Annotated in this window: 2 protein-coding genes; both read right to left on the bottom strand. The window is 41.0% G+C overall.

Annotated features, from left to right (window positions below; genetic code table 11):
* Positions 1–152: 152 nt before the first annotated feature.
* Positions 153–542, bottom strand: a complete 390-nt coding sequence (tssD, locus tag ACOJS8_RS14605) for a type VI secretion system tube protein TssD (RefSeq protein WP_420149282.1) — start codon at positions 540–542, stop codon at positions 153–155.
* A 131-nt stretch (positions 543–673) separates the two neighbouring features.
* Positions 674–2,062 carry a DUF5458 family protein gene (locus tag ACOJS8_RS14600; RefSeq protein WP_420149281.1) on the bottom strand — a complete coding sequence of 463 codons (1,389 nt, stop codon included), beginning with the start codon at positions 2,060–2,062 and terminating at the stop codon, positions 674–676.
* Between the last annotated feature and the right edge of the window lie 80 nt (positions 2,063–2,142).

The raw sequence follows: 2,142 nt of genomic DNA, 5'->3' as shown, positions 1-2,142 counted from the left end.
TAAGTAAGGGATGATTAAATCCGGCTGTGGATAACATCACCGGATTCTACTGCTACGACAGCTGTGTGATCTACAAATAAGGGTTGGACTTAATAACAGATATAACCCAGCTATTCACTGCCGGGTATACCTGATTTGTATTATAGAGGCGCTTATACTGCCCATTCATTTACGTGAGATGCATTACCCATACCAATTTCTTTGGCGCTGATTGTAAATGTTTCAGTAATAGGATTTTCGCCTGCCGCATTAAAGTTTTCCCTGTAGGCAACCAGGTAACCTTCCTTGAAACTGAGCTCTTTCATAGTAGCGTCAGAATCTCTCTTGGTAAAAGTTATTTTACCGTCCTTCCTCTCAAAATTATTACACATCCATTCAAAAAATTTAGTATCCCCGGTAGATTCAACGGTGATAGTGATCTGACCACCACGTGTAACCGATGATGGACGACCGGTTGCGTCTGTTTCCTGTTTTAAGGTGTAGCTAAGGTCAAGTACATTGTTTTTAGCACCTGCTACGTCTAATTGTGCTTTAAATGACATAATTATTAATTTGAAGTTTAAAAAGTATGATAGCTATTTTATAAGAGTTGGGCAATAAATATCTAACACCATCCGTGGGATAGCACTGCAATGATTCACGATGTATCTGCTGTTATAGCGTTTAAGCTTCGCTAATCCTGTTCATATTTCGACATCCATTCAATTCCATCGGCATCGTCACCTTTCTGTCCGTCCAGTTTTATCATAAATGTTTTGGCAGGGAAGTAGGGCTTGAGATGAATATCGAGGAATACCCTGTCTTTTTGTTGGGGATCCTGCTCAAATCTTTTGATGGTAAAATTCTCTATCAGCTTGTTGGGGCCTGTAATACTGTCCAGGAACTTCACGATCTGTCCGTTTAATTCCTTTCTTGTGCTTGCATTGAAATTTTCGAAAGCACGCCTGTTCAGAAAATCCATCATCACTTTAGCCACGTAGTCAAATACGCGAACTACAGAGTAGGTTTGAAGTCCGATATTATCACCATTGAATAAGGTTTTGGCCGAAAACGCCATTACTTTGCCATATTCTTTCGCCATTGGAACCAGCCCTAATTTTTCCAGTCCGGCTATTTCACTTTTTTTCAGGTCGAAGCGCACGCCGTCCACCTCATTCATGCTACCATGTTTTTTACCCGCAGTAACCTGCGACATCAACGTGTAGTAAATTTTACCTGCGAGTGAAGATGAGGGGGGTACAAACAAATGGTCTTCTTCAGTAACTTCTTCGTCTTTTTCGCGCCCTACCAGCCAATTACAAGCCATTACTACATTGGAGCGATAAGCGTCCCCCCCTGTAAGATTAGCCGCTTCGAACAATTCCATCACGTCGTCTGGTGTATCAAGGTTCTCGAAATCGGTAACCAGCATTACCTTATTATCGTAAGCAATTTTTGCCCATTTTTCAACCACTTTATTAGAGCCCAGATATCCGGGTAAAACTAAAATACCATAGTTGTTACGTAAATCCAGCCTGTCATAATTGTTAACCAGCTCCGCCTGAACATGATCGATAAATCTTGTATTGTCCAGATCTTTTAACTGATCCGGCTCAGCGTTGATAAAAGAAACATTTTTTACTTTCTGACTTTCGGTGTTTTTGAAGAACAAGGCAACCGAGCGATAGGAGCGCTCCAGATCCTGCGTTCTCTCTAACGCAGCTTTTATATTCTTCTTGAGTGTACGGTCGGCTGTTTCAGCCAGTTTATCACTGTTAGCCACCATTTCGGAAATATCGTCGGTAGATTCTAATATATCTATCCAGCAACTCAATGCATTTTTCAATGCCTCCCGCTCCTTTTTCTTGCCAGACTCTTCTAAAAAAATCTTCTTACGGGCTTTCCGATCAGGATTCAGGTTTTGAATATTATCAATAACTGACTCTAAAAGATCAAAACCTCCCAGTTTGGTCAATGGCTGAAGATGAGACTCCAGGGTGCCCAGAGCAGCTCTCTCAGGCTGTTTGAATTCTTTAGATAAGTTCTGCTCTTCGGGGGAAAGCTGACTTTGTAATGTAGACATATATAACAATGGATTGTAGTTATTGAATATTATTTGCTGTTACCTTCAAGTTCCTGCATCAGTACTCTGAGTGCTGCAAT

This window comes from Spirosoma sp., assembly GCF_048594605.1.
GTDB lineage: Bacteria > Bacteroidota > Bacteroidia > Cytophagales > Spirosomataceae > Spirosoma.
The sequence above is the reverse complement of the archived record's forward strand: the minus strand, read 5'-3'. Positions and strand labels throughout refer to the sequence as shown.